Annotated in this window: 25 protein-coding genes; 15 read left to right on the top strand and 10 right to left on the bottom strand. The window is 46.0% G+C overall.

Annotation, left to right across the window (positions count from 1 at the left end):
* Positions 1–129: 129 nt before the first annotated feature.
* Complete coding sequence (gene orn, locus H9L11_RS05395) at positions 130–675, bottom strand: oligoribonuclease (RefSeq protein ID WP_017635574.1); 546 nt, start codon at positions 673–675, stop codon at positions 130–132.
* A 129-nt stretch (positions 676–804) separates the two neighbouring features.
* Here orn and rsgA point away from each other — a divergent pair, with 129 nt between their 5' ends.
* The 4 genes from rsgA to H9L11_RS05415 all read left to right on the top strand — a co-directional run bounded on the left by rsgA (position 805) and on the right by H9L11_RS05415 (position 5,445).
* Positions 805–1,869 carry a small ribosomal subunit biogenesis GTPase RsgA gene (gene rsgA / locus H9L11_RS05400; protein WP_017635573.1) on the top strand — a complete coding sequence of 355 codons (1,065 nt, stop codon included), beginning with the start codon at positions 805–807 and terminating at the stop codon, positions 1,867–1,869.
* A gap of 116 nt (positions 1,870–1,985) precedes the next feature.
* Complete coding sequence (gene asd, locus H9L11_RS05405) at positions 1,986–2,843, top strand: archaetidylserine decarboxylase (protein WP_005381465.1); 858 nt, start codon at positions 1,986–1,988, stop codon at positions 2,841–2,843.
* Positions 2,844–3,009: 166 nt separating this feature from the next.
* Positions 3,010–4,425 (top strand): SLC13 family permease, encoded by a 1,416-nt coding sequence (locus H9L11_RS05410; protein WP_104975656.1) that lies wholly within the window; start codon positions 3,010–3,012, stop codon positions 4,423–4,425.
* A gap of 132 nt (positions 4,426–4,557) precedes the next feature.
* Positions 4,558–5,445 (top strand): DMT family transporter, encoded by an 888-nt coding sequence (locus H9L11_RS05415; protein WP_005386417.1) that lies wholly within the window; start codon positions 4,558–4,560, stop codon positions 5,443–5,445.
* Between the two features lie 82 nt (positions 5,446–5,527).
* On the opposite strand, the gene gpmM is transcribed toward H9L11_RS05415, so the two are convergent.
* Positions 5,528–7,060 carry a 2,3-bisphosphoglycerate-independent phosphoglycerate mutase gene (gene gpmM / locus H9L11_RS05420; RefSeq protein ID WP_005386416.1) on the bottom strand — a complete coding sequence of 511 codons (1,533 nt, stop codon included), beginning with the start codon at positions 7,058–7,060 and terminating at the stop codon, positions 5,528–5,530.
* A 547-nt stretch (positions 7,061–7,607) separates the two neighbouring features.
* Between gpmM and H9L11_RS05425 the strand changes: the two genes are divergently transcribed.
* The 5 genes from H9L11_RS05425 (at position 7,608) to H9L11_RS05445 (ending at position 12,056) form a co-directional block, all read left to right on the top strand.
* A complete protein-coding gene (locus tag H9L11_RS05425; protein WP_005386415.1) occupies positions 7,608–8,042 on the top strand; it encodes a rhodanese-like domain-containing protein in 435 nt (144 codons plus the stop codon).
* A gap of 243 nt (positions 8,043–8,285) precedes the next feature.
* Positions 8,286–8,750: a protein-export chaperone SecB gene (gene secB / locus H9L11_RS05430; RefSeq protein ID WP_005386410.1), complete on the top strand. Its 465-nt coding sequence runs from the start codon at positions 8,286–8,288 to the stop codon at positions 8,748–8,750.
* Between the two features lie 195 nt (positions 8,751–8,945).
* Positions 8,946–9,983 (top strand): NAD(P)H-dependent glycerol-3-phosphate dehydrogenase, encoded by a 1,038-nt coding sequence (gpsA, locus tag H9L11_RS05435; protein WP_053303032.1) that lies wholly within the window; start codon positions 8,946–8,948, stop codon positions 9,981–9,983.
* A 78-nt stretch (positions 9,984–10,061) separates the two neighbouring features.
* Complete coding sequence (cysE, locus tag H9L11_RS05440; RefSeq protein WP_005381475.1) at positions 10,062–10,883, top strand: serine O-acetyltransferase; 822 nt, start codon at positions 10,062–10,064, stop codon at positions 10,881–10,883.
* Between the two features lie 27 nt (positions 10,884–10,910).
* Entirely contained in the window at positions 10,911–12,056 is a 1,146-nt protein-coding gene (locus H9L11_RS05445; protein ID WP_005381476.1) for a murein hydrolase activator EnvC, read from the top strand.
* Between the two features lie 73 nt (positions 12,057–12,129).
* Here the strand turns inward: H9L11_RS05445 and H9L11_RS05450 are convergent, their stop codons facing one another.
* The 4 genes from H9L11_RS05450 to epmA all read right to left on the bottom strand — a co-directional run bounded on the left by H9L11_RS05450 (position 12,130) and on the right by epmA (position 15,243).
* On the bottom strand, positions 12,130–13,086 hold the full coding sequence (locus tag H9L11_RS05450) for an acetyltransferase (RefSeq protein WP_017635569.1): 957 nt from the start codon (positions 13,084–13,086) through the stop codon (positions 12,130–12,132).
* Positions 13,087–13,230: 144 nt separating this feature from the next.
* Entirely contained in the window at positions 13,231–13,866 is a 636-nt protein-coding gene (locus tag H9L11_RS05455) for a TetR/AcrR family transcriptional regulator (protein ID WP_017635568.1), read from the bottom strand.
* A 21-nt stretch (positions 13,867–13,887) separates the two neighbouring features.
* Positions 13,888–14,262: a VanZ family protein gene (locus H9L11_RS05460; protein ID WP_017635567.1), complete on the bottom strand. Its 375-nt coding sequence runs from the start codon at positions 14,260–14,262 to the stop codon at positions 13,888–13,890.
* A gap of 9 nt (positions 14,263–14,271) precedes the next feature.
* A complete protein-coding gene (epmA, locus tag H9L11_RS05465) occupies positions 14,272–15,243 on the bottom strand; it encodes an elongation factor P--(R)-beta-lysine ligase (RefSeq protein ID WP_205391026.1) in 972 nt (323 codons plus the stop codon).
* Between the two features lie 435 nt (positions 15,244–15,678).
* Here epmA and frdA point away from each other — a divergent pair, with 435 nt between their 5' ends.
* From frdA to frdD, 4 genes are read left to right on the top strand one after another with little or no spacing between them, the layout of a single operon-like run.
* A complete protein-coding gene (frdA, locus tag H9L11_RS05470; RefSeq protein WP_005381487.1) occupies positions 15,679–17,478 on the top strand; it encodes a fumarate reductase (quinol) flavoprotein subunit in 1,800 nt (599 codons plus the stop codon).
* Entirely contained in the window at positions 17,478–18,236 is a 759-nt protein-coding gene (locus H9L11_RS05475) for a succinate dehydrogenase/fumarate reductase iron-sulfur subunit (protein ID WP_005381489.1), read from the top strand. Before frdA ends, H9L11_RS05475 begins: the two co-directional genes overlap by 1 nt.
* Positions 18,237–18,238: 2 nt before the next feature.
* Positions 18,239–18,622 carry a fumarate reductase subunit FrdC gene (frdC, locus tag H9L11_RS05480; protein WP_005381491.1) on the top strand — a complete coding sequence of 128 codons (384 nt, stop codon included), beginning with the start codon at positions 18,239–18,241 and terminating at the stop codon, positions 18,620–18,622.
* A gap of 11 nt (positions 18,623–18,633) precedes the next feature.
* Positions 18,634–19,011, top strand: a complete 378-nt coding sequence (gene frdD, locus H9L11_RS05485; RefSeq protein ID WP_005381493.1) for a fumarate reductase subunit FrdD — start codon at positions 18,634–18,636, stop codon at positions 19,009–19,011.
* Between the two features lie 102 nt (positions 19,012–19,113).
* On the opposite strand, the gene H9L11_RS05490 is transcribed toward frdD, so the two are convergent.
* Entirely contained in the window at positions 19,114–20,517 is a 1,404-nt protein-coding gene (locus H9L11_RS05490) for an SPFH domain-containing protein (RefSeq protein ID WP_005386397.1), read from the bottom strand.
* A gap of 266 nt (positions 20,518–20,783) precedes the next feature.
* Positions 20,784–21,350: an elongation factor P gene (efp, locus tag H9L11_RS05495; protein WP_005381500.1), complete on the bottom strand. Its 567-nt coding sequence runs from the start codon at positions 21,348–21,350 to the stop codon at positions 20,784–20,786.
* Positions 21,351–21,382: 32 nt separating this feature from the next.
* Here efp and epmB point away from each other — a divergent pair, with 32 nt between their 5' ends.
* Both epmB and H9L11_RS05505 read left to right on the top strand, forming a co-directional pair.
* Positions 21,383–22,405, top strand: a complete 1,023-nt coding sequence (gene epmB / locus H9L11_RS05500; RefSeq protein WP_005381502.1) for an EF-P beta-lysylation protein EpmB — start codon at positions 21,383–21,385, stop codon at positions 22,403–22,405.
* 95 nt (positions 22,406–22,500) lie between these two features.
* Positions 22,501–22,998 carry an MgtC/SapB family protein gene (locus H9L11_RS05505; RefSeq protein ID WP_005381504.1) on the top strand — a complete coding sequence of 166 codons (498 nt, stop codon included), beginning with the start codon at positions 22,501–22,503 and terminating at the stop codon, positions 22,996–22,998.
* 100 nt (positions 22,999–23,098) lie between these two features.
* Here the strand turns inward: H9L11_RS05505 and H9L11_RS05510 are convergent, their stop codons facing one another.
* Positions 23,099–23,662 carry a hypothetical protein gene (locus H9L11_RS05510; RefSeq protein ID WP_005381507.1) on the bottom strand — a complete coding sequence of 188 codons (564 nt, stop codon included), beginning with the start codon at positions 23,660–23,662 and terminating at the stop codon, positions 23,099–23,101.
* A 313-nt stretch (positions 23,663–23,975) separates the two neighbouring features.
* Positions 23,976–25,622, bottom strand: a complete 1,647-nt coding sequence (groL, locus tag H9L11_RS05515) for a chaperonin GroEL (RefSeq protein WP_005381509.1) — start codon at positions 25,620–25,622, stop codon at positions 23,976–23,978.
* Positions 25,623–25,697 lie beyond the last annotated feature (75 nt).

A 25,697-nucleotide genomic window follows, 5' to 3' on the forward strand; every position in this document is an offset into this window, starting at 1 on the left:
TGCGAATTATAAGAGCATTTTTTTGTGATGCAAGTCCTTCCTTCAAAAAAACTTTATTTTTTTACTGAACGACGAAAAAGCAATCAAAAGCGATATAAATTACAACAATTTGGATCGCAACCTTAACAGTTAAATCTTGAAAATAGTACCTCGATAGTACTTAAGTTCTGCGATGGACTCACGAATGTCGTCCAAGGCCAAATGTGTTCCCTGTTTTGTGAACCCATTTAGCACCTCAGGTTGCCAGCGACGTGCTAGCTCTTTAAGAGTACTAACGTCAACATATCGGTAATGGAAGAACTCTTCCAACTCAGGCATGTGCTTGTATAAAAAGCGACGATCCTGCCCAATGCTGTTACCACATATTGGCGACGCCCCTTTTGGCACCCATTTTTCTAAAAATTCAATGGTTTGTGCGACTGCGTCTTGTTCTGAGATTTGACTGTTTCGAACGCGCTCCACCAAACCGCTTGCCGTATGCGTATTAGTACACCAGTCGTCCATTTTCGCTAGTTCTTCTTCCGGCTGATGAATCGCTAACACTGGACCTTCAGCCAAAATATTTAGTTCGCTATCCGTGACAATAGAAGCAATTTCGATGATTTTGTGCGTTTCAGGATCAAGCCCTGTCATCTCTAAATCAACCCAAATTAGGTTTTGATCGCTAAAGGACATGGTTACGCCGCCTATTTGTTTATCGATAAAAGAGGTACTATACCTCAAAATACGAGAAACACGATACTCATACACGGAGCCAAGAGTACGGCTCAACCATTTGAGTAAATTCACATAAAGTACAGAATTGTGGCAAAGAAGAAAAAGTTAACCAAAGGTCAGGTGCGACGCGTACGTAGCAACCAACAAAAGCGTTTGAAGCAGCAAGAAGAGTCCATCCAGTGGGATGAAAACATGCTAGGCGCCAGCAAGCAAGGTCTCGTGATCACTCGTTTTGGTCAGCACGCGGACATTGAAGACCTTGAAACAGGCGAAATTCAACGCTGTAACCTCCGCCGTGGTATTGAGTCTCTAGTATCTGGCGATCGTGTTTTATGGCGCGAAGGATTGGAGTCTATGGCGGGCATCTCTGGTGTTGTTGAAGCGGTAGAACCTCGCTCTTCAGTGCTCACTCGTCCAGATTATTACGATGGCCTAAAACCCGTTGCAGCCAATATTGATCAAATGGTCATTGTCTCTTCGGTATTACCAGAGCTATCGCTAAATATTATTGACCGCTATCTCGTTGCATCAGAAACACTGAATATTGCGCCATTGTTGGTCTTAAATAAGGTCGACCTTCTAGAAGCCGATGACCGTGCCATGTATGAAGAATGGCTCAAAGAATATGAACGTATTGGCTATAAAGTGCTTCTGGTCAGCAAGAAGTCTGGAGAAGGCATTGCTGAACTAGAAACCCTGCTGCGTGACCGAGTTAATATCTTTGTTGGTCAATCAGGCGTAGGGAAATCCAGCTTAGTCAACGCGTTAATACCGGAACTAGAGAGCGAAGTGGAAGAAGGCGAAGTCTCTGAGAACTCTGGCTTGGGCCAACACACCACGACGGCTGCACGTTTATACCACATTCCAACGGGTGGCGATTTGATCGACTCACCTGGAGTACGTGAATTTGGTCTTTGGCATTTGGAAGCAGAAGAAGTAACAAAAGCATTCGTTGAATTTCGACCATATTTAGGCGGTTGCAAGTTCCGAGATTGTAAACACAATGATGACCCAGGCTGCCTTCTACGCGAAGCTGTCGAGAACGGGGAAATTAACGAAACTCGCTTTGAAAACTATCATCGCATTTTGGAAAGCATGGTTGAAAACAAAGCAAATCGTCAGTATTCACGTAATAAAAAAGCCGATCTGTAATTGAGTTAAGGCTGTAACTGTGTAAAAAGTCTTCACCTAATACTGACAAGCAAATTAAATTTCAGTAACATCACGCGCCCTAAAGCGCGAATCTAACAGAAGTATCGGAATTAAAGATGGACAAGTTTAAAGTTGGACTGCAGTACTGGATCCCACAACACGGCCTCACTCGCCTAATGGGTAAACTGGCTTCAGCAAAAGCTGGCGGTCTAACAACAGCAGTTATTCGTTGGTTTATCAAACAATACAATGTGAATATGGATGAGGCAAAGCACTCAGATCCTAAGCATTTTAAAACGTTCAACGAGTTTTTCGTTCGTGAGCTAAAAGAAGGCGCACGCCCAATTTCTGAAGGCGAAAACGTCATCACTCATCCAGCCGACGCTTGTGTTAGCCAGTTTGGCCCTATTGAAGATGGTCAACTTATCCAAGCAAAAGGTCATCACTTCTCAGCACAAGAATTGCTGGGCGGTGACGCGAATTTAGCGGACGAATTTAAAGATGGTTCTTTTGCCACATTGTATCTATCTCCGCGCGATTACCACCGTGTACACATGCCATGTGACGGCACTCTGCGCCAAATGATTTACGTACCAGGTGACCTGTTCTCAGTAAACCCTCTGACAGCAGAAAACGTACCGAACCTATTTGCACGTAACGAGCGTGTGGTGTGTATCTTCGATACTGAGTTTGGTCCAATGGCACAGGTGCTTGTTGGTGCGACAATTGTTGGTAGCATTGAGCAAGTATGGGCTGGCACGATCACTCCGCCTCGTGGAAACACTGTCTACAAATGGGATTACCCAGCAGAGGGTGACAAGGCCGTGATCTTGAAAAAAGGCGAAGAGATGGGCCGCTTCAAACTGGGTTCTACTGTTATTAACCTGTTTGCCAAAGACGCGATTGAGTTTGACGCAAGCATGGAAAACGGTAAGCCAACCGTTATGGGCACACCTTACGCCTTGAAAAAATAAGTAAAACACCGTTAAAGAGCCCTTTATTAAGGGCTCTTTTTATTGATAAAAAGCAAAACTCCGTTCGAAATTTAGCCTCTATTTCTCAAACTCATACCTGCCTCTAAGACCCTCATTCCACAATCAATTATCCTGCGCTTAGAATGAATATTTAGAGGGGCAGCCAATGCCAAAGATGAGTGTAAACACGTTGGCGAAATTGCTGGTGTGCTTTTTAATTCCGCTCGGTGTTTTGATGATGCCGATCGATGCTATTCCTATTGACGATCTCACTTTAATTCAGCATCGCCTGTTGGCTATTTTTCTTCTTGCTGCCCTACTTTGGGTTCTCGAGCCGGTTCCCGTTTTTGCTACGTCCATTCTTATTATCGCTCTTGAACTGATCATGATATCGGATAAAGGTTTGCATCTATTTCGCAATCCACCAGCGGGGCATGATTTAGGAGAGTTAATTGCTTACACCGATATTTTCTCGGCCTTCTCTTCACCGATCATTATTCTTTTTATGGGTGGTTTTGCTCTTGCGATTGCGGCTTCCAAATACGAGCTCGACAACAACCTCGCCCGAGTACTATTAAAACCATTCGGCACCCAACCTAAGTTCATCATGCTGGGCTTGATGTTAATTACCGCCGTTTTTTCAATGTTTATGTCCAATACTGCCACGACCGTGATGATGCTAGCCCTGCTTGGCCCCATCGTCGCTTCAGCACCTAAAGGGGATTTAGGCATTAAAGCACTGGTGTTGTGTATTCCAATTGCCGCGAATACAGGCGGCATTGCGACTCCGATAGGCACGCCACCTAATGCGATAGCGCTTCAATATCTCACTGGAGAAAACGCGATAGACTTCCTATCGTGGATGACAATGGGTCTACCCTTTGTGTTGGTACAACTCACTGTAGCTTGGTTCTTGTTGCAAAAGCTGTTTCCGTCTAGCGAACCAGAAATGAAACTAAAGCTAGATGGTACATTCAAAAGGAGCTGGCGTGCGATCGTCGTCTACATCACTTTTGCACTAACCATTTTGCTTTGGATGACAACGAAAGTGCATGGCATGAATACATATGTTGTCGCGATTATCCCACTAGCAGTGTTCACGTTAACGGGCATTATGGGAAAAGAAGAGCTCAAGCTGATTAACTGGGATGTTTTATGGCTAGTTGCCGGTGGTATAGCAATTGGCATTGCCTTAGACAAAACGGGCTTAGCCGAAGCATTAGCGCACGCCATTGATTACAGCCTGCTATCACCATTTGCCGTTGTTTTAGCCCTATCGGTAGTGTGCTGGTTAATGGCGAACTTTATGTCTAATACCGCAACGGCAAACTTATTGATGCCTATTGCTGCCGCTATTGGTACATCCATGCCAAGCCTTATTGCGGTTGGCGGCCTACAAGGTTTACTGGTTGTCGTAGCCTTCTCCGCATCACTTGGCATGATCTTACCGGTTTCCACACCACCAAACTCTTTGGCTTATTCAACAGGCCTCATCGAGAGCAAAGACATGGCGAAAGTAGGCCTGATTCTCGGTTTGATTGGTCTACTTATCGTGTATGGCGCAGTTTTGGTACTGTTTTAATCGAAGAGCTCCATGAAAAAGCGTGTTGTCATGGAGCTGCTCTCCAGCTACTGCCCTTACAGAGCGGCTTTTACATCCCATAAATTTCGTGCATATTAAGACTCCTCTACTCTACAAGGACGTCGACACATCATGGGTTACGAATGGCTTGCTTTATGCGCCGCTTTTCTGTGGGCAGTTTCTAGCCTAATTTCGGTCATTCCTGCACAACACCTAGGCGCATTTTCTTACAGCCGCTGGCGTATGGGCTGCACAGCCGTGATCTTATCAACTATGGCCTGGATAACTGGCGGCTGGTTAACGGTTTCTTGGGAACATGTAACGCCAATGATGGCCTCAGGACTGATTGGTATTTTTATTGGCGATACCGCTCTATTCGCGTGTTTGAATCGTATGGGGCCAAGACAAGCCGGGTTACTCTTCTCTTGCCACGCCGTGTTCTCTGCCATCTTGGGCTACTTCTTATTTAGCGAAGTCATGACCACAATAGAACTACTGGGCGCATCATTGGTATTTAGCGGCGTGGTGATGGCGATATTCTTTGGCCGAAGAGGTCAAGTGAATAACGTCTTGGAAGACATTAAAGGTAACATCTGGGTGGGCATTGGACTTGGCTTAACCGCAGCAATGTGCCAAGCATTGGGCGGCATCATCGCCAAGCCAGTAATGCAAACCAGTATTGACCCAGTTGCGGCTTCTGCTATTCGAATGATCAGTGCCTTTTTCGCCCACAGCATGTTGTTAATTCTAGGAGTCAAAGTCGCTCGCTCGACGCAACACATTACTTGGCGCATATTTGGTATTACTGCGCTTAATGGTTTCTTGGCGATGGCCGTCGGCATGACGCTAATCTTATACGCACTGCAAGAAGGAAATGTAGGTATGGTTGCCCTTCTATCTTCAACCACGCCAATTATGTTGCTACCACTGCTCTGGATTTACACCAAACGCCGACCAAACCGATTTGCATGGTTGGGCGCAGCCCTAGCTGTGATTGGTGCGGGCATATTGGTTCAGTAACCTTGCAGACCAGTCCTTACTGCCAGATACAAAAAAGCCCGAGTTTAAACTCGGGCTTTTGTCATGCTGAGCCGTTAGTTAACTATTTAACTAATACTTCACCCGTCATTTCTGCTGGGATTTCTAGACCAGCTAGAGAAAGCATGGTTGGTGCAAGGTCAGACAGTTTACCGCCTTCTTTGAATTCAACCGCTTTGTCACCTACATAGATTAGAGGCACTGGTAGGTTAGTGTGAGCAGTGTGGATGCCGCCAGTTTCAGGGTCGATCATCATTTCTGCGTTACCGTGGTCCGCAGTGATCAATAGTTGACCGCCAACTTCTTTGATTGCTTCAACCACTTTACCCACGCTTTCATCTAGAGCTTCGATTGCTTTCTCAGCCGCTTCATAAACGCCAGTGTGACCAACCATATCTGCATTCGGGTAGTTACAGATGATGGTATCGAACTTACCTGATTTGATAGCCGCAACCATCTTCTCTGTTAGTTCTGGAGAGCTCATTTCAGGCTGCATGTCGTACGTTGCAACTTTTGGAGAAGCAACCAACTGACGCTCTTCGCCTTCGAATTCGTTCTCAACACCACCGTTGAAGAAGAAAGTCACGTGTGCGTATTTCTCTGTTTCAGAGATACGTAGCTGAGTTTGACCTTGTTTAGATAGCCACTCACCGTAAGTGTTTTCTAGAGACGCAGGTGGGAATGCGATAGCTAGAGGGATATCAGCCGCGTATTGAGTCAGCATCACAAAGTTGATTGCTGGGAATACTGCACGCTCAAAGCCGTCAAACGCAGGAACGAATGCACGAGTGATTTGACGTGCACGGTCAGCACGGTAGTTCATGAAGATAACCGCATCACCATCTTGCATGATTGCGTCTTCTTGACCTTCCGCTTTGATAGCTGTTGCTTTAACGAATTCGTCGTTTTCTTCACGAGCGTAAGCCGCTTCTAGACCTGCAACTGCCGTTTCTGCTGTGAACTCAGCTTTAGCTTGAGTTAGAAGATCGTAAGCAACTTGGACGCGATCCCAATTGTTGTCACGGTCCATTGCGTAGTAACGACCTACTAGAGAAGCAACGCGGCCTTTACCTAGTTTCGCAAATAGGTCTTGGAAACGTTGTAGTGAGTTTTCAGCACTACGTGGTGGTGTGTCACGGCCGTCTAGGAAGCAGTGTAGGTAGATTTTCTCTGCGCCACGCGCCGCTGCCATTTCAACTGCAGCGTAAATGTGGTCTTCGTGAGAGTGAACACCGCCTGGAGACATCAGGCCCATGATGTGTACTGCTTTTTCAGCTTTCACAGCAGAGTCGATTGCTTCAACTAGCGCAGGCGTTTGTTCGAACTCACCATCCGCAATTGATTTAGTGATACGAGTCAGGTCTTGGTATACAACGCGGCCTGCACCAATGTTAGTGTGACCAACTTCAGAGTTACCCATTTGACCATCAGGAAGGCCAACATCCATGCCTGAAGCAGAGATTAATGTGTGTGGGTTATTCGCAATCAGAGCATCCATTACTGGTGTTTTCGCATTCGCAATTGCGTTACTTGCTGTGTCTTCACGGTAACCGTAACCGTCAAGGATAACTAGAGCCAGTGGCTTCTTAGCTGACATAGTGATGACCTCATCAAATTTAAGTAACTTTTGGCGTAGGGCCTCGCTGCCCTATCTAACCTTGAAACAAAACTAGCGTAATTTTACTACACTTTTTAACCAAAACTGTAGGTTAAGATCAAATAATGTTTGCGATTTATTGTTGCTATCTTACAAGTTAAGCGAACAACGAGTCAGTGCCGACAAACGTGTTCCACAAGCATAGTCATTTCTAATACGCTTTGTACACCCCAGTCTAAGTTCGGTTTTCTTACGCTTCTCATTCTTATTTTTGCACTTGAAACAGTGCTAATTTAAAGCAACATCAAACAAGATGGGTTAATACCTATTGTTCTCATTTCTCAGTAAAACAGAAGTCACTTAAACCGATAAGTCCAATAGGCCAAAGCAATCAAGCTACCAGAGCGAAATGTACGGATAGTAAGGGCATAACGGGTTTATAGAGATCTCAATTATTCGTTAGAAAATTTTAACCCTCTCGCCTAAGAGCCGTAACCTCGCTATACTCCTGCTTTATTTTTCCGCCAACAGCGTAAGAGCTCAAGACATGCAAGAGTACATTGAATTTTTCCAACAGAACATGATTCTATCTTTGGTTTGGGTAGGTCTTCTTGTCGCCTTTATCATGAACATCGTGAAATCAGCGACAGCCGCATACAAAGAAATCAACGTAAACCAACTGACTCATCTTATGAACCGTGAAAACGGCGTTGTAGTGGATATCCGTACCAAAGACGAGTTCAAAAAAGGTCATATCACCGACTCACTTCACATTTTACCGTCAGACATCAAAGCGGGTAACTTGGGTAGCCTTGAAAACCACAAATCAGACCCAATCATTGTGGTATGTAAGACAGGACAGACCGCTCAAGAAAGCGCAAACCTACTAGTAAAAGCTGGCTTCGAAAACGTGAGCCTACTAAAAAATGGTTTGATTGCGTGGAACGAAGCGAACCTGCCGTTAGTTCGCGGTAAGAAGTAGGAACGTGGCAAGAAGTAGGAACGTGGCAAGAACGAAAGTTCGCGTTTAAACGCGATTTTACCAAGCCTCGCGGACAAAAAACTGAGCAAATTGAAAGCAGTTGGAGCACTAAGTTGTGACGCTTTGCACGTAATACACGCTTCATCTAGTCAAGGTAGATTGGCTCAGTTAGTCTCAGGACATACCAGTTTTCTGAGCTTAGACGTTTCTAGGCTCAACAAATATTGATTTAAGGATTAAAAAATGGCTGAAGCAGCACCTCAAGACGCACAACAAAACTTCGCAATTCAACGCATCTTCCTAAAAGACGTTTCTTTTGAAGCGCCGAACTCTCCAGTAATTTTCCAGAAAGAGTGGAACCCAGACGTTAAACTAGACCTAGACACTCAAAGCCGTGAGCTTGGTGAAGGCGTTTACGAAGTTGTTCTACGCCTAACCGTTACTGTGAAGAACGAAGAAGAGACTGCGTTCCTATGTGAAGTTCAACAAGGTGGTATCTTCACTGCTGAACAAATGGAAGCTGGTCAACTTGCACATTGCCTAGGCGCATTCTGCCCGAACATCCTATTCCCATACGCTCGTGAAACTATCTCAAGCCTAGTCGTTAAAGGTACGTTCCCTCAACTGAACCTAGCGCCAGTAAACTTTGACGCGCTATTCATGAACTACCTACAACAGCAAGCTCAACAAGGCGAAGCTGAAGCGTAATTCACGTTTTATAAGTGACGAATAGCCACAGTGCTGACGTCACCGACTCAAATAAAATGCACAGAGCGTCTACCATCCGATGCAATGTGCATTTTTTATTTCTGACAAAAGTTCCTAGTTCCTAATCGCCAGAAGGCGTAAAATTTGACGATTAGGAACTAGATTCTACTAGTAGCAAGACAATTAGGCGGTAGCATGACACAAGCAAATACAAACAATGCTTACGGTAAAGACATCGCAATGACTGTGATTGGCGCAGGCTCATACGGCACCTCTTTGGCAATCTCACTCGCTCGTAACGGCGCGAACGTTGTCCTTTGGGGACACGAGCCAGAGCACATGGCTCGCCTAGAAGCAGACCGAGCTAACCATGCCTTCTTACCAGGTGTTGATTTCCCTGAAAGCTTGATCATTGAATCGGATTTAGAAAAAGCCGTTCAAGCAAGCCGAGATTTGTTGGTTGTGGTTCCAAGCCATGTCTTTGGCATCGTGCTAAACAGCTGTAAACCATTCTTGCGCGAAGACTCTCGCATCTGTTGGGCAACCAAAGGGCTTGAACCTGAAACGGGGCGCCTACTGAAAGACGTTGCTTATGACATTATCGGTGAAAACTACTCACTAGCAGTATTGTCTGGCCCAACGTTTGCGAAAGAGCTCGCAATGGGTATGCCGACTGCAATTTCAGTTGCGTCTCCAGATTCTGAATTTGTTGCGGATCTACAAGAAAAAATCCACTGTAGCAAAACCTTCCGCGTATATGCCAATAGTGACTTTATTGGTATGCAATTGGGCGGCGCTGTGAAAAACGTTATTGCGATTGGTGCGGGTATGTCTGATGGTATTGGTTTTGGCGCCAACGCCCGTACTGCATTAATTACTCGTGGCTTGGCTGAAATGAGTCGCCTTGGTGCTGCGCTGGGTGCACAGCCAGAAACCTTTATGGGCATGGCAGGTTTAGGCGATCTTGTCCTGACATGTACCGATAACCAATCACGTAACCGACGCTTTGGCTTGGCATTAGGCCAAGGTAAAAACGTTGATACGGCTCAAGAAGAAATTGGCCAAGTGGTTGAGGGTTACCGCAATACAAAAGAAGTATGGCTACTTTCTCAACGTATGGGTGTTGAGATGCCGATAGTTGATCAAATTTATCAAGTATTGTATCAAGGAAAAGATGCGCGCTTAGCAGCGCAAGATTTACTTGCTCGTGACAAAAAAGCCGAAGGAAAGTAGCAATCTACCGCCCTTTGCAGCTCATCTGAGAAAAATTGAAGTTGTCGGGTCACGGAAGAACCACTCTGGATATTGAGAATGAAACACTGCGAAAAACAAAAAGTCTGGAACAAAATTGTCTCAGAAGCCCGTGAAATGTCAGAACAAGAGCCTATGCTGGCGAGCTTCTATCATGCCACCATTATCAAGCATGAAAGTTTGTGTGCCGCTCTGAGTTATATTCTGGCTAACAAATTGAACACCGCTTCCATGCCAGCGATGGCTGTGCGTGAAGTGGTTGAAGAAGCCTTTGCGGCTGATCCAACCATCACTGACGGCGCGGCTTGTGATATTTGTGCCACGGTCAATCGCGACCCTGCTGTTTCAATGTACTCAATGCCATTGCTGTACCTAAAAGGCTATCACGCACTGCAAGGCTACCGAGTAGCAAACTGGCTGTGGAAGCAAGGTCGTCACGCTCTTGCGACTTACCTACAAAATCAGATTTCGGTAGCATGTCAGGTCGATATTCACCCTGCAGCACGCATTGGTAGTGGTATCATGCTCGACCATGCAACAGGCATCGTGATTGGTGAAACTGCCGTGGTCGAAAACGACGTGTCTATACTGCAAGATGTCACCCTTGGTGGTACTGGTAAAGAATGCGGTGATCGTCACCCGAAAATTCGCGAAGGCGTAATGATCGGAGCTGGTGCAAAGATTCTTGGCAATATCGAAGTCGGTGAAGGCGCGAAAATCGGATCTTGCTCTGTGGTATTGCAAGCCGTGCCTCCTCACACAACGGTGGCTGGCGTGCCTGCAAAAATCGTCGGACGTCCAAAAACGGACAAACCCTCTCTCGATATGGATCAAGGCTTTAACGGCAAGTCGCAAAGCTTTATCCATGGAGATGGTATTTAATCGTCAACAAACCTTTTTGACAACAACGTGGTAGGTAACTCTCAAGTGCGAAAACAAAATCACCCTGTTCTACGCTCGGCTATTTTATTAACTTGTGCTTTATCTGCCACTTATCCCATTACCTCCTCTGCTGTGAGTCAGCAAGAGCTCAAAGGCGTATCCAGTGAGATAAGCCGTCAGCGCAAATCGCTCTCTTCCCAAGAAAAGCAGCTCAATGAGTTACAGAAATCACTAAAAGATCAAGAGCTTGGTATTTCTAAGCTTGAGCGTGAAATACGACAAACCAAGTCTAACCTCGCACAAGCAGACAAAAACATAGAAAACCTGGAAGAGAAAATTGCCTTGCAAGAAGCACAGCGTCAAGAGCAAGAAGAAGAACTCAAACAGCTGCTGCAAACGTATTACGTAACCGAGCGAGCGAAGGCCAATGGTCACTTGTTAAATCAAGGTGTGGAAGAAGACCGCATGAGCCAATACTTCCAGCATTTAGCTAAAGCACGTGCTGAAGTGATTGATGCGATCACCAAAATAACCCAAGAATTAGCGCACAACAAAAACCAGCTCGAGCTAGAAAAAGAGCAAATCGAGACTCTGCTCAAGCAGCAATCCGAAAAACGTACAGCGCTAGCGAGTACACAATCCAAGCGTAAGCAAACCCTGAATAAAATTCAGAGCAGTATCAAGAATGACAAACGCTACTTAGCCGAGCTGCAACGCAACGAAACCCGTTTAAAAGCAGAGATCGCCAAAGCAGCGAAGCGTAATGCGGTGCCAATGGACGGACTCGGCAAACAGCGCGGTAAGTTGCCTTGGCCACTCAAAGGCAGTGTGTTACACAACTTTGGTACGCGACAAACCGGGCAGGTAAACTGGAAGGGCATGGTGCTGTCTGCCAACTATGGTCAACAAGTGAAAGCCGTTTATCCTGGTACTGTCGTATTTGCTGAGTATCTGCGCGGATACGGTTTAGTGGTACTGCTCGACCACGGAAAAGGTGACATGACCCTCTATGGTTACAACCAAGCGTTAACTAAAAAAGAAGGCGATCGAGTCACCGCAGGCGAAGTGATTGCTCTCGCGGGTGATACGGGCGGTCAAGACAGGCCATCGCTGTACTTCGAAATTCGTCGTAATAGTGAAGCGCAGAATCCGAAATCTTGGTTAAAGCGCTGATTATCTGACTTATTGACTTGTCATAAAAAAGGAGCCACTCGGCTCCTTTGTTGTATTCATGTTTTGGAAAATGCTATGCGTAGTAGGTTTCTACCGCATCAATAAAAGCATGCACATCATCTTTGCTTAACGCGTTGATTCCTGCCGCCGCCTCTCGCCCCCCACCTGTCGGGAACTGACCACACACGGCCACGGCACCTTGTTTATTGTTTAACGGGGCACGAAGTGAAACCGTATAAGTCCCATCTGCATTTTCAGTAAGTACCGCATGCGCAGAGTCAGGGTTTTGGTTTGCCAGCGAGTTGCCATAAACACCACTGATTCGGCGTGATGCCGCCGTGTTTGGTAACTCAAACAACTTCAGCTTACCACTCTCATGCATGGCAGGCACTGCGAGAGCCGCCTCCATGTCTTGTTGGTAAGCCGATTGCAATTGGTAGTATGGCGAGGCCTTATCTTCAATAGCTTCAAATGGCGACGTGTACTTCAGCAAAGCTCGGTACAGCTCCGCAGGATGAAAGTGTAAATCTTCGACCTTCGATCCGTAGCCGTTGTAGTTAATTAAAGTACCCAGCTCTTTTAGCTGCTCTTTCTGTTGCTGCGACAAGCCCGCGTTATTCGCTAACTCATCAGCTTTAGCAATCATGTTATCGCCATAAGCCGCCGTAATCGCCCAGTCATGAAAACGCCCATCAAGCAACTTATCGACAATCAACGCCGTGCACATGTTGGCATCGAGATCGATGTGCGCATCCAAATTACCATGCTGAGGAATGTCGCCCGCTTTGTGATGATCGGCGTAAAAGACGTGCGCGCCTTGAGCCAAAGCTTGCTCTAGACCTGCCATGTTCTTTTCCATCGAAATGTCTAACACAGTCAGCTCATCACCCGCTTGCACGTCTACTTTTTCCACCAGCTTGATGTCGCGCTTTACACCGGTTATTAACTGGGCATCGACAGGATCAGCCAAACGCAATTGTAGAAGAGCAATGATGCCATCAGCATCACCATTAAAAATGTCGTAATTCATGGGGCGATAGTTCCTTTATCGAGAATCTTATCCCTGCAAGGGTTTTTAGCGTATGGGACTATTGTGCGTGGCATATTTGACAAGTCAACTCGAGCCACGACTCGAAAATGAGAGTGACTCTCGAAATATTAAGCAGTTTGACGTTTAACTGTGTAGATTGCTAACCGCATCTTCTAATACCAGTAGCTGCTCTAAGCCCTGCTCAGTTGCTAATGGCTTAACGACATTAAGCATCTGCAACATCCCTTGCTTCACCATTTGCTCGGTAATGTTGGTTTTTGAAGCCATCGCGGATTGATACGCCAACCAACTACACGCAATCAAATGCAATGTACATACCAATGACTTCAACTGTTGTTGATCGACATTCAACAGCTTCATCGTTACGAACTCTTGCATAATAGCAATGAGGTTCGCTTGCAGCTTCTCTTGCACATCGATGTACTGTTCGTGTAGCTGTTCATCTCGTGACAAGATTTCTGGTAAGTTTGCGTAGAAAAAGCGGTATTTCCACATCAAGGTAAAAATAGAGTCTAGGTAGCTCTTCAGCATAGTCAGGCTCTCTTGCGAACCTTGAATAGGGGTAAATCTTTCTAAAAGTTCTGCTGAATAAAGCGCAAAGATCTCACGAACGATTTCTTGCTTATTGCGGAAGTGGTAATACAGATTACCAGGGCTAATTTCGATGTGATCGGCAATGTGATTGGTGGTGATGTTGCGCTCACCATGTTGGTTGAACAACTCCAGTGCCGCGTAGACGATTTTGTCGCGCGTTTTCATTGTTATCGTGTTCCCTCTTCATTAACGAATCGAGTATAGCGACTTCACCAACCTAGGTCGATAGAGGCTCCAAATCCGGTAACATAACAGACCAGTTAAGATGCCAGTTGAGTTGGCGACAAGGTCTAACCAAGAAGTTTGTCGCCCTACATACCCTTGCAACCACTCAATAACGGCGCTGAATAGCAAAATACTAATCGCCACCGCCCAACGTTGACGCCAACGCCACACACAAAAACAACCTAAAAACGCAAAGCCGCTGTACGCCATAGCGTGCTGCATTTTGTCGAGATACGCTATATTGCCCCAGTCTTGCAGTTCACCTGAACTCAGAGATAAAAAAGCGATCAATATGGCGTAGCTAAAGATGACGAAACGTGCAGCCGTCAGGTTCATTGGACGTCCTTATGCAATTGGAAATGGAAAGGCCGTCACTTGATCAATGTGGTCACAGCCTAGCGCCAGCATGATCAAACGATCAATACCCAACGCGACCCCTGCACAATCTGGCAACCCTGCTTCCAGTGCAGAGATCAGATGATAATCGATCGGCTGTGGTTTTAAACCCATTTCGATACGCTTTGCGTTATCTTGTTCAAAGCGCGCTAATTGCTCTTTCGGGTTATCCAGTTCATGAAATCCGTTCGCCAGCTCTATCCCCTTAAAGTACACTTCAAAACGATCCGCGACGTGATGATCTTGAGGATTGATTTTCGCAAGCGCCGCCTGTGATGCAGGGAAGTCGTACACAAAAGCTGGCACGTCCTGACCAATTTTGTTTTCTACTCCCACGCTAAATAGTAGTTGCAGCAGCGTATCGCGATCTTCTTCAGGCTCAGCAATGTCACTCAAACCCAGCTTGCTTGCCGCCGCTTTCAGCTCAGTCATCGAGCCTTCCAGTGGACACACACCCAACACATCAATGAAGGCTTGCTGATACGTCATGCGCTGCGCTGCGCCACACTTCAATACCAGCTGCAACAGGTCATCCATTTCATCCATCAATTTATGATGGTCAAAGCCAACGCGATACCACTCCAACATCGTGAATTCAGGGTTGTGGTAGCGACCATTCTCTTCATTACGAAATGCTTTGTTGATTTGATAAATACAACCGCTGCCCGCAGCCAAAAGGCGCTTCATATGGAACTCTGGGCTGGTCATAAAAAACAGCTTACTGCCATCGGCATAGCCTGGGCCAACAAACTCGGTTTGGAAAGTATGCAAATGAATGTCAGTCACGGTTGCGTGACTCATGGCTGGCGTATCGACTTCCATCACCTGTCGGTCAGCGAAGAATTGTCGAATCGACGCGATTAACGTCGCACGTTGACGAAGTTGGTCAATGGAAGCAGTAGGTTGCCAGTTGGTTTGCATAACAAGTCTCTCAAACTTTAATTCAGCGAGGAAAGCCTCATTCTACATGCTTTTTACTCTTCAAGAAGAGAGGAATATCCCTTCTTCTTTTTACTAATGTGCTCGCCAATTTGAGGCAAGCATTACTCGTGCCGCAGCACAAAAAACACTCAGTTAAAAACCTATTATCCATGCGGTTAATGTCACGCAACACAGGTTTAACATCCCTAATGTGAATGCTTGAGGGCCAAAACCTCGATGCCGTGATAGCAGTCACATAACCTATAAATTCTATGCCCTTAAGTGCATTACCGAAGCAAAAACCCAATTACATCAATTTTTCTGCCATGTGGCTCATCTACACTAACCCTACTACTTTTGGGGAGTTCTTTTTAAAGAGCGCCTCGTAATGACAATAACAAGCGGATTTCCGCAATCACACACTGGAGGATAACTGTGCAAATTATCACCACAGATATCGCAGTCATCGGCGCAGGCGGCGCTGGTCTTCGTACTGCTATTGCAGCGGCTGAAGCAAACCCAGACTTAGAAGTCGCTCTGATTTCTAAAGTTTATCCAATGCGCTCCCACACGGTCGCTGCAGAGGGTGGCTCAGCAGCAGTTATCAAGGATGAAGATAGCTTAGACAACCACTTCAACGACACTGTTGGCGGTGGTGACTGGCTATGTGAACAGGATGTTGTTGAATACTTTGTAGAGAACGCGACTCGCGAAATGATCCAAATGGAGCAATGGGGTTGCCCATGGAGTCGTAAAGAGAACGGTGAAGTCAACGTACGCCGCTTTGGTGGTATGAAGGTTGAACGTACTTGGTTCGCTGCAGACAAAACTGGCTTCCACATGCTTCATACGCTATTCCAGACATCAATGAAGTACAGCAACATCAAACGTTTTGATGAGTACTTTGTGGTGGATCTGCTTGTTGATGAAGGCGAAGTTCAAGGTCTGATTGCTATTCACATGTCTGAAGGCGAGCTTGTTACTATCAAAGCAAAATCGGTTGTTCTAGCAACAGGTGGCGCGGGCCGTGTTTACCACTGTAACACCAACGGTGGTATCGTAACGGGCGATGGTATGGCAATGGCTTACCGTCACGGCGTTCCTCTACGTGATATGGAATTCGTTCAATACCACCCAACCGGTCTTCCAGGCACAGGTATCCTGATGACGGAAGGTTGTCGTGGTGAAGGCGGTATCATCGTTAACAAGAACGGCTATCGTTACCTACAAGATTACGGCATGGGCCCTGAAACTCCAGTTGGCCAACCGAAGAACAAATACATGGAACTGGGTCCTCGTGACAAAGTTTCTCAAGCTTTCTGGCACGAACAACAGAAAGGCAACACCATCAAACACCCACTGGGTGACGTGGTGCACCTAGACCTTCGCCATCTTGGTGAAGAGTACCTACAAGAGCGTCTACCGTTCATCTGTGAGCTAGCAAAAGCTTACGTAAACGTGGACCCTGCAAAAGAGCCAATTCCAATTCGTCCAACCGTTCACTACACCATGGGTGGTATTGAAACGGACGGCGGTTGTGAAACTCGCATTAAAGGCCTATTCGCGGTGGGTGAATGTGCGTCTGTTGGTCTTCACGGTGCAAACCGTCTAGGTTCTAACTCACTGGCTGAGTTCGTGGTATTTGGCCGCGTAGCGGGTGAAAATGCAGTGAAACGCGCAGCAGAATTCAAAGGCTGGAACGACGCGGCAATTGACGCGCAAGTCAAAGCCGTTGAAGAGCGCATCGCGAAACTGATGAACCAAGAAGGCGACGAAAACTGGGCAGAAATACGCACAGAAATGGGCCACACCATGGAAGCGGGCTGTGGTATATACCGCCAAGAAGATTTGATGCAAGCGACTATCGACAAAATCACTGAGTTGAAAGAACGCTACAAACGCATCAGCATCAAAGACAAAGGTAAAGTGTTCAACACAGACCTTCTATACGCAATCGAAGTGGGTTACGGCCTAGAAGTCGCAGAAGCGATGGTTCACTCTGCGATTCTACGTAAAGAGTCGCGCGGCGCGCACCAACGTCTAGACGACGGTTGTACAGAACGTGATGACGTGAATTTCCTAAAACACTCACTTGCTTTCTACAAGCCAGAGTCAGCACCAAGTATCGATTACAGCAATGTGACCATCACTAAGTCACAGCCAAAAGCTCGTCTATACGGTGAAGCAGCAGAAAAAGCAGCGGCTGAAGAGAAGAACGCAGAGGAGCAAGCATAATGTCAGCAAATCGCATTCAAAAAGTAGACATCCTGCGTTACGACCCAGAGAAAGATGCAGAACCATACAAGCAAACATTCGAAGTCCCATTCGATGAAACCATGTCTGTACTTGACGCACTTGGTTACATCAAAGACCACCTAGACAAAGATCTGTCTTACCGTTGGTCTTGCCGTATGGCGATCTGTGGTTCTTGCGGCATCATGGTGAACAACGTACCGAAACTTGCTTGTAAGAGCTTCCTACGTGACTACCCAGACGGTGTGACTATCGAGCCTCTAGCGAACTTCCCAATCGAGAAAGACTTGATTGTTGATATGACGCCATTCATCGAGCGCCTAGAAGCAATCAAACCATACATCATTGGTAACGATCGTAAACCAGAAGACGGTACGAACTTGCAAACGCCAGAACAGATGGCGAAATACAAGCAATTCGCTGGCTGTATCAACTGTGGTCTGTGCTATGCAGCATGTCCTCAGTTTGGTCTTAACCCAGAGTTCATCGGTCCTGCTGCACTAACGCTAGCCCACCGCTACAACCTAGACAGCCGTGACAACGGTAAAGATGAGCGCATGAAGCTTATCAACGGTGAAAACGGTGCTTGGGGTTGTACGTTTGTTGGTTACTGTTCTGAAGTTTGTCCGAAGAACGTTGACCCAGCAGCGGCAGTAAACCAAGGCAAAGTGGAGTCTTCTATGGACTTCGTGATTGCTATGTTGAAACCTGATGGTTCACCAAAGAAAGTGGAGGCATAAGGATGAGCAATCGTAAACCTTACGTTCGTGAAGTAAAACGCACTTGGTGGAAGAACCATCCTTTCTACCGCTTCTACATGCTACGTGAAGCTACGGTGCTTCCGTTAATCCTATTCACTCTGTTCCTAACTTTCGGTTTAGGTTGCTTGGTGAAAGGTCCTGAAGCATGGCAAGGTTGGTTAGCATTCATGGCGAACCCAATCGTAGTCGCAATCAACATCGTTGCACTACTCGGTAGCCTATTCCACGCTCAAACTTTCTTCAGCATGATGCCACAAGTAATGCCAATTCGTTTGAAAGGCAAACCAGTGGACAAGAAGATCATCGTATTGACTCAGTGGGCCGCTGTTGCGTTTATCTCACTGATCGTTCTCATCGTGGTGTAAGGAGCTGAGCAATGAAACCGAATTATAGTGTAAACACATCACCAAAACGTTCTGATGAGCCAATCTGGTGGGGTCTGTTTGGCGCAGGTGGTACTTGGTTCGCGATGATCACGCCAATCACGGTATTGGTGCTGGGCATCTTGGTCCCACTAGGCGTGATTGATGCAGAAGCGATGAGCTACGAGCGTGTCTCTGCATTCGCAACCAGCATCATCGGTGCGCTATTCATCATTGGCACGCTAGCATTGCCAATGTGGCATGCAATGCACCGTGTACACCACGGCATGCACGACCTTAAATTCCACACTGGTGTGATTGGTAAAATTGCATGCTATGCATTTGCAGGCCTCATCACTGCACTAGCAGTTATCTTTATCTTCATGATTTAAGAGACTGACCAAAAAAGAAAAAGCTGGCTAAATGCCAGCTTTTTTATTGCTTTGGGTTACCCATGATCTTTTTGCTTTTTAAGCTTTTGACCACCCATGATCTTATTGCTGTGCGACCTTCTTTGTCTGGTCCATAAGACCCAGAGCACCAAAGCCAGTAATCACATCTAGGTTTGTTTTCAAGCCCGTTTCGTCACTTCCACCAATGTAATTTTGTGGCATCTGAACTTGGAAGTTTTGCAAATTGTTGTACAGCGAGTTCGCTACGTCTCGATTCAATTCTGCCAAGTAAACTTCACGGTTTGCTCCTAACGCTGCATACTTACCTTTTAGGACTTCAGATTCTGCGCGACCTTTCGCTAATATCGCTTTCGCTTCAAACTCAGCAGAAAGTGCGTTCGCTTTTTGAATCGCTAAGTTAGCCTCTGCGATAGCTAGCTCTTTCTCCTTCTCTACTTCAGCAAGTCGTTTGGTTTTTTCCACTTCAACGATTTCACGCTCTGCAATCTGACGTGCAACTTCCACTTCTTTTTGCTGAGCAATAATTGCGAGTTCTTTACCACGCTGGGCGTCTTGCACCTCACGTGTTCGTTGAATCTCTTTGCGTAACTGCTCGGTCTCTGCCTGTGCTTTCGACGTTTCTTGTTCCTGAATCGCGCGAATACGATCCGCCACTAAACGCTTTTTATCTGCCAATAGCTGATCTAATTGCTTTTCGGGCTGTGGGTCACCAATGGTCACCTGCGTCACTTGAATACCGTATTGTTGTAACGGATTGTCTTGACGAATCGGTTGCCCGGTTTTGTCTACGACAGGTACGGTTTTCCAAACCAGTTGATTGGTGCGCTGTAATTGGTTCGGATTGGCTTGATTCGCCCCAACAGGCGCAAGATCCAACTCTTCCACTTCAACCTGACGTCGCTCTGTTAGATAAATCCCCTCTCGTAACTGATCGCCAAGTTTCGATTTGAATTGGTTCAAACCACCTTGGAAAAACTCTTCACCCGTGTATTGGGTTGCGGTAATCACCGTTACGTTACGTGCGTTCTTTACAAGCAGCGCATCGATCAAGTTACTGTTGTTGCGGAACTCTTTGTGCATCTTCTTCACCGCTTCAGGGTCATTACTGAGCTTAAAGCGGAATGTTACGGGGATCTGACCAATATAGGTGTCGGCAAATCGAACCTGAATCGCATCAAGGCGTTGATAAAAATCTTCGCCCTTGCTGTTACCGAATGACACGGTGATCACTTGGTCATACTTGGTGATTTTGGACAGAAATGGCATGCGAAAATGAATGCCAGGTTCAGTAAACACATCCAACTCACCAGTAATATTATTCTGATGCACGTAGCTGTAACCCGCATCGGTCATCAGCACCGAGCTATTAATCGTTAAGCCTATTGCCAACAGCGGTACGCCAAATACGGCTGCTTTTAATCCTTTATGTAGTAACTGACGTCTTTCTTCCACCTTTAAACCCCTTCCTAAACCTCTGCTTTCCATTTTGTTCTCCTTTTTGGATTGTTACTGAGTTAAATCGATAAAAATCAGATTGCTATGCAACTCAGCGACAAGTACTAATGTATCAAAATGTTACATTAAGGAATAATCGACAGATTCATGGAATAAATAAGATTTTTACGAATAATACAAAATCATCAAAAATTTGCGGAGGATATCGATGTTTTACGCAGAGGGATTAAAAGAGAAGAATCACAGGCAATAAAAAAGGCCGCCGAAGCGACCTTTCTAACAATCATATAAAGTGCTTACTTCACACGACCTACGTATTCAGCAGTACGAGTATCTACGCGAATCACTTCACCAATTGAGATGAACAGAGGAACACGAACAACAGCGCCAGTTGATAGCGTCGCTGGTTTACCGCCAGTACCTTGAGTATCACCTTTCAGGCCTGGGTCTGTGTCTACAACTTCTAGCTCAACGAAGTTTGGTGGAGTAACAGTAATTGGGTTACCGTTCCAAAGAGTGATCATACAAGTGTTGTTTTCTACCAACCACTTAGCGTTTTCACCTACCGCTTTTGCATCCGCTGCGATCTGTTCAAACGTTTCACTGTTCATAAAGTGGTAGAATTCGCCGTCTGAATATAGATAATCTAGGTCGATATCCATTACGTCTGCCACTTCACAAGTGTCACCAGACTTGAATGTTTTCTCTAGCACTTTACCAGAAAGAAGTTTACGAATTTTAACACGGTTGAACGCTTGGCCTTTACCTGGTTTAACGTATTCGTTTTCCAGAATTACACAAGGCTCGTTATCAAGCATTAACTTAAGACCGCCTTTAAATTCATTGGTGCTAACTGTAGCCATTTTTTCCTCTTACATTCTTAGAGCTAAATTCAATGCCGCACATAATAACCCGAAAAGTCGAATCTGTTGAGCAAAACTGGCTCAAACAGTTGGCGAATGGGATCTCTGATCCTGCAAAATTGCTCGAAATACTGGAAATTGATCCTTCACCGTGGCAAGACGGGTTTGCCGCGCGCAAGCTGTTTGCACAGCGTGTACCGCAAAGTTTTGTCGATAGGATGGAGAAAGGCAACCCTAAAGACCCTCTTTTACGTCAGGTTTTACCACTGAGCGACGAATTTGAGGTGCATCCGGGTTACTCCAATGATCCATTGGAAGAGCAGGACAATGAAGTCCCTGGCCTGCTACACAAGTATCGCAACCGCGCCCTGATGATTGTCAAAGGTGGCTGCGCGGTAAATTGCCGTTACTGTTTTCGTCGTCACTTCCCTTATCAAGAGAACAAAAGCGGGAAACAAGCCTGGACCAAGTGCTTAGAGTACATGGCACAACAACCAGAGTTGAACGAAGTCATCTTCTCAGGTGGTGATCCATTAATGGCAAAAGACGATGAGATTCATTGGCTTTTAGAGCACATTGCTCATATTCCTCACATCAAACGTCTGCGTATTCATAGCCGTTTACCTGTGGTGATTCCTGCTCGAGTCACTGATGAACTATGCCAACTGCTGCAAGCATCAAGGTTACAAATCATCCTCGTCACTCACATCAACCATGCCAACGAAATCAATGACGAATTTGCTGAACAGATGTTCAAGCTCAAAAGAGCGGGCGTTACGCTTCTAAACCAAGGCGTTCTGCTGAAAGGCGTGAATGATTCGGTAGAAGCTCAAGTGGCGTTAAGTGAGGCCTTATTTGACGCGGGCATCTTGCCTTATTACCTCCACGTTCTTGATAAGGTGCAAGGCGCAGCGCACTACTTTATTTCGGACGAAGAAGCGAAAGCTATTATGCGCGGACTCATCACGCGTGTATCGGGTTATCTGGTACCAAAACTCACACGAGAAATTGGTGGCAGGCCAAGTAAAACGCCGTTGGATTTGCATTTAGAGTAAGCTCTGACGCTCAATTAAATTTGTCGTCTAGATTGATTATTTTTGTTCGCTTTGCACGGTAAGTCTATGCATACTCCGCACTTTTGGAGGTCAAGATGCATACAGCATTCGAACAAATTTTCGATCTTGGCCCATTCAGTTGGCCTGCCCTACTATGCTGCGCCATTAATGGGCTCATGATCGGTATAGAGCGTCAAACTCGTGGTAAACCGGTTGGCATTCGCACAGCAATATTAATTATTTCAGGCACCTACCTGTTTATGTCGATGGCAGTGTCGTTATCGCCAAATACACTTGATCAAGCACGAGTGCTTGGTCAGATCATTACTGGCGTCGGCTTCTTAGGCGCTGGCGTTATGATGACACTTGATGGAAAAATCCATGGCGTAACATCCGCGGCTGTAATATGGGTGCTAGCAGGTTTAGGTTTGATGATAGGTTTGGGTTATTTAACGCAGTCGGTGGTTATTACTCTCCTGACATTAACCGTGTTGTTAGGTGTGGATAAAGCAGAAAACCACATCAAAGCATTACGCCGCGGTGTTCATCAAAGAATTCAACAACGCAAAACTTCATCACGATTAATTAAATAGTTAACGCTCCGAGAAACTCGCTTCATCTCATCAGCAATTAAAGAGCCCTCGACGAACATCGAGGGCTTTCTGTATATAAAGATTCTGACTTTCTCAGGGATTACTTAGCAAAGTTGATGAGTGGGAAACACTTGAAGAAACCGTTATCCGCACAGTTCAAAAGACCAATTTGCACACCATCGATTTGATCGGTCATGTTGAAGAAACCAAACTGGAAATTAGACTTCTTAGAGATACTCGCTAAGCCCACATCCGCCATGGTGTAGCCTTCAGAATAGTTCACCGCGCTCCAGTTCAAGCCTTTTACGTTGTTCGTAATGTTAACAGCACCCAAGTTAACACCCGTCGTCTGACCTTGGTTCCAGTTAACTAAGCCTAAAGACGCGCCTTTCATTTCTTGATTTACTTTTGCTGCGCCAAAAAACAGACCGAAGTTCACACCTGTCGTACGATCCGTTTCTGACATACCAAGCAGTGAAAAGTCGACACCTTTAACCTCATTTACCTGCCCATGCAACACAGCTAAACGAACGCCACCTACTGAAGAATTAGAGGGTGCGTTTGTGTTATCGATAGTAGAGAACATCACAGGTGTACTGTCGGCAAAAGCAACAGGTGATGCGATAGCGGCTGCAACCGCCAATGACGTCATAAGCTTTTTCATTTTCATCTCCATGATGGGAAGCAACAATTTACAACATAGTGTAATGTTCAGATTTTGCTCTGTCCCCGTTCAAAAAGTGTTAGCAATAGGTCAGATTTAACCATCTGACTCAAAAGAAAAAATATTTCTCTTCGATTTTTTGCTTCTGAAATGGCGCTTTTTACGCTCAAAAATTTCATGATAAGCCACACCAGAACGTCATGTTTCTCAGGGGACACGCATAAAAAAGTCGAGGCATCTGCCTCGACTTTTAAGGGTTTGGTCGGTTATCTTTCCGCTATAAGGTTTCCCTAGAGCGATGAGATAAGCTGGCTTACATCATGCCGCCCATACCGCCCATGCCACCCATGCCGCCCATGTCAGGCATCGCTGGCGCGTCTTTTTGCGGTAGGTCAGTAACCATCGCTTCAGTTGTGATCATCAGACCTGCAACCGATGCTGCGAATTGTAGTGCAGAACGAGTAACTTTAGTTGGATCTAGGATACCCATTTCTAGCATGTCGCCGTATTCGCCTGTTGCCGCGTTGTAGCCGTAGCTACCTTCACCCGCTTTCACGTTGTTCGCAACAACTGAGTCTTCCTCACCTGCGTTCTTCGTGATTTGACGGATTGGCGCTTCCATTGCACGTAGTGCAACGCGGATACCAACGTTTTGTTCTTCGTTGTCACCCGTTAGGTGAGCAATCTTAGATGCCGCGCGGATAAGTGCAACACCACCACCAGCAACAACACCTTCTTCAACCGCTGCGCGAGTTGCGGCTAGCGCATCTTCTACACGGTCTTTCTTCTCTTTCATTTCAACTTCAGTCGCAGCACCAACTTTGATTACTGCAACACCGCCAGCCAGTTTAGCTACGCGCTCTTGTAGTTTCTCTTTGTCGTAGTCTGAAGTTGCGTCTTCGATTTGTTGACGAATCTGAGCAACACGGCCAGAGATCATCTCTTCTTCACCGATACCATCGATGATAGTCGTGTTTTCTTTCGTGATAGAAACACGCTTCGCTTGACCTAGATCTTCTAGTGCAACTTTTTCTAGCTCTAGACCGATCTCTTCAGAAATCACAGTACCGCCAGTTAGGATAGCGATGTCTTGTAGCATTGCTTTACGGCGGTCACCGAAACCAGGTGCTTTCACAGCTGCAACTTTTACGATGCCACGCATGTTGTTCACAACCAATGTTGCTAGCGCTTCGCCTTCTACATCTTCTGCAATGATAAGCAGTGGACGAGATGCTTTCGCGACAGCTTCTAGCGTTGGAAGAAGCTCACGAATGTTTGAGATCTTCTTGTCTACTAGAAGAATGAATGGGTTTTCTAGATCAACACTGCCTGATTCTTGGTTGTTGATGAAGTAAGGAGACAGGTAACCGCGGTCGAACTGCATACCTTCTACTACGTCTAACTCGTCTTGTAGCGCCTGACCTTCTTCAACCGTGATAACGCCATCACGACCCACACGCTCCATTGCTTCTGCAATGATATTACCTACGCTTGCGTCTGAGTTTGCAGAGATAGTACCAACCTGCGCGATCGCTTTTGTGTCGTTACATTCAACAGAAAGCTCTTTTAGTTGCTCAACTGCCGCAGCAACAGCTTTGTCGATACCACGCTTAAGATCCATTGGGTTCATGCCCGCCGCGACTGCTTTTAGACCTTCGTTAACGATAGATTGCGCTAGTACCGTTGCTGTTGTTGTACCGTCACCCGCTGCGTCGTTTGCTTTAGACGCAACTTCTTTAACCATTTGTGCGCCCATGTTCTGGAATTTATCTTCCAGCTCGATTTCACGCGCTACTGATACACCATCTTTAGTGATAGTTGGTGCACCAAAAGATTTGTCTAGAACGACATTACGTCCTTTAGGACCCAGTGTTACTTTTACTGCGTCAGCCAGAACGTTTACACCTTCCAGCATTTTAACTCGTGCGTCATTACCAAATTTAACGTCTTTAGCAGCCATCTTTGATTTCCTTTCTAAAATTCTTTGTGTGTAATTTCGTAATTGAATCTGAGCAAAAAATTACTCAATGATTGC

This window comes from Vibrio sp. sp1 (assembly GCF_016920955.1).
In the GTDB taxonomy this organism is placed as follows: Bacteria; Pseudomonadota; Gammaproteobacteria; order Enterobacterales; family Vibrionaceae; genus Vibrio; species Vibrio alginolyticus.

Bases quoted from the DNA above. Each gene is read 5' to 3' on its own strand.
- frdD (WP_005381493.1), top strand. From the start codon at position 18,634: ATGAAACCGAATTATAGTGTAAACACATCACCAAAACGTTCTGATGAG.
- efp (WP_005381500.1), bottom strand. From the start codon at position 21,350: ATGGCTACAGTTAGCACCAATGAATTTAAAGGCGGTCTTAAGTTAATG.
- epmA (WP_205391026.1), bottom strand. From the start codon at position 15,243: ATGCAAACCAACTGGCAACCTACTGCTTCCATTGACCAACTTCGTCAA.
- cysE (WP_005381475.1), top strand. From the start codon at position 10,062: ATGAAACACTGCGAAAAACAAAAAGTCTGGAACAAAATTGTCTCAGAA.
- H9L11_RS05510 (WP_005381507.1), bottom strand. From the start codon at position 23,662: ATGAAAAAGCTTATGACGTCATTGGCGGTTGCAGCCGCTATCGCATCA.
- H9L11_RS05455 (WP_017635568.1), bottom strand. From the start codon at position 13,866: ATGAAAACGCGCGACAAAATCGTCTACGCGGCACTGGAGTTGTTCAAC.
- frdC (WP_005381491.1), top strand. From the start codon at position 18,239: ATGAGCAATCGTAAACCTTACGTTCGTGAAGTAAAACGCACTTGGTGG.
- H9L11_RS05425 (WP_005386415.1), top strand. From the start codon at position 7,608: ATGCAAGAGTACATTGAATTTTTCCAACAGAACATGATTCTATCTTTG.
- H9L11_RS05450 (WP_017635569.1), bottom strand. From the start codon at position 13,086: ATGAATTACGACATTTTTAATGGTGATGCTGATGGCATCATTGCTCTT.
- H9L11_RS05505 (WP_005381504.1), top strand. From the start codon at position 22,501: ATGCATACAGCATTCGAACAAATTTTCGATCTTGGCCCATTCAGTTGG.
- orn (WP_017635574.1), bottom strand. From the start codon at position 675: ATGTCCTTTAGCGATCAAAACCTAATTTGGGTTGATTTAGAGATGACA.
- H9L11_RS05410 (WP_104975656.1), top strand. From the start codon at position 3,010: ATGCCAAAGATGAGTGTAAACACGTTGGCGAAATTGCTGGTGTGCTTT.
- H9L11_RS05490 (WP_005386397.1), bottom strand. From the start codon at position 20,517: ATGGAAAGCAGAGGTTTAGGAAGGGGTTTAAAGGTGGAAGAAAGACGT.
- H9L11_RS05460 (WP_017635567.1), bottom strand. From the start codon at position 14,262: ATGAACCTGACGGCTGCACGTTTCGTCATCTTTAGCTACGCCATATTG.
- gpmM (WP_005386416.1), bottom strand. From the start codon at position 7,060: ATGTCAGCTAAGAAGCCACTGGCTCTAGTTATCCTTGACGGTTACGGT.
- gpsA (WP_053303032.1), top strand. From the start codon at position 8,946: ATGACACAAGCAAATACAAACAATGCTTACGGTAAAGACATCGCAATG.
- asd (WP_005381465.1), top strand. From the start codon at position 1,986: ATGGACAAGTTTAAAGTTGGACTGCAGTACTGGATCCCACAACACGGC.
- groL (WP_005381509.1), bottom strand. From the start codon at position 25,622: ATGGCTGCTAAAGACGTTAAATTTGGTAATGACGCACGAGTTAAAATG.
- H9L11_RS05475 (WP_005381489.1), top strand. From the start codon at position 17,478: ATGTCAGCAAATCGCATTCAAAAAGTAGACATCCTGCGTTACGACCCA.
- H9L11_RS05415 (WP_005386417.1), top strand. From the start codon at position 4,558: ATGGGTTACGAATGGCTTGCTTTATGCGCCGCTTTTCTGTGGGCAGTT.
- epmB (WP_005381502.1), top strand. From the start codon at position 21,383: ATGCCGCACATAATAACCCGAAAAGTCGAATCTGTTGAGCAAAACTGG.
- secB (WP_005386410.1), top strand. From the start codon at position 8,286: ATGGCTGAAGCAGCACCTCAAGACGCACAACAAAACTTCGCAATTCAA.